Source organism: Massilia sp. CT11-108 (genome assembly GCF_047302915.1).
Classification (GTDB): Bacteria; Pseudomonadota; Gammaproteobacteria; order Burkholderiales; family Burkholderiaceae_D; genus Telluria; species Telluria orientalis.
Map to the genome: position 1 here is coordinate 1 of NZ_JBKYMO010000989.1, position 1,025 is coordinate 1,025.

2 protein-coding genes are annotated in these 1,025 nt (G+C 57.9%); both read left to right on the forward strand.

The window, feature by feature from the left end; all coding sequences use genetic code 11:
• Positions 1 to 61 precede the first annotated feature (61 nt).
• A complete protein-coding gene (locus tag ACEN88_RS32575; protein ID WP_413346384.1) occupies positions 62 to 529 on the forward strand; it encodes a helix-turn-helix domain-containing protein in 468 nt (155 codons plus the stop codon).
• Positions 502 to 1,025 (forward strand): IS630 family transposase (locus ACEN88_RS32580; RefSeq protein ID WP_413346386.1); only part of this gene is annotated, 524 nt, incomplete at its 3' end. The genes ACEN88_RS32575 and ACEN88_RS32580, both read left to right, overlap by 28 nt.

Consider the following 1,025-nt stretch of genomic DNA (forward strand, 5'->3'; position numbering starts at 1 on the left):
CTAAGTAGTCGCCCAATTTTTGCTGTCAAAGCTAAATTGATCACGCAGCAGGGGTTGGGCGATGAAGCACTTGGAGTTGTCCGAAGACGAGCGGCGCACGCTGCGTGAGATGGGCGTGTTCCACCCGCATCCGCGGACACGGATGCGCGCACAGGGAATTTTGCGGTTGAGTCAGGGATTAACGCTGCAGAAAACGGCGGATGAGTTCGGGGTGCACCTGAACAGCGTCGAGCAGTGGAGGCAACGCTGGAACAAGCTTGGCCTGGCCGGATTGTACGAGGGGCGTCATACCGGTCGACCAAGGAAGTGGACGCCTCAGCAGCAGCAGGCTCTTGGCGAGTTGGCGCATTCCGAGGGCGGAAGCGTGGTTGCACTGCTGCGCCAGATCGAGCAATGCCGAGACCATGCGTCGATCAGCGAAAGCACAGCCAAACGGTATCTCAAGGAGATGAATTTCACGTACAAGCGCTATCGGTACGCTCTAAAAAAAAGCGAAATCAGGTGGCGTTCGAGCACGCCAGAAAAGTGATCAACGCACTGGCCAAGCTCGACCATGAACAACGCTGCGAGCTGCTGTACTTCGACGAATCAGGCTTCAGTCCAAATCCTCCCGTGCAGTACGGCTGGGGCAGGATCGGCGAGACCCGGGCCGTCGAACCGCTCGCGCACCGACAGCGCGTGAATGTGCTTGGAGCCTTGCGTCACGACGGCCAACTGACCTGGAGCACTCAGCAACGGCCGACGACACGCGACGATGTGATCGCATTCTTCGATCGGATTGCGCTCCAGCCTTACGCGGTTCCACGCATCGTCTTGATCGACAATGCCGGTATTCACAAGGGCGACCTGATGGAGAAGAAGCGACGCCAGTGGGCCAAACACGGGCTGTATCTGTACTACTTGCCTCCCTATAGCCCGGAGCTCAATCGGATCGAGATCTTGTGGAAGCATGCCAAGCATTTCTGGCGCCGCTTCGTTGCCAGGAACGGCGCAGATTTGCTCGACGAGATTCAATCCTTGATGAG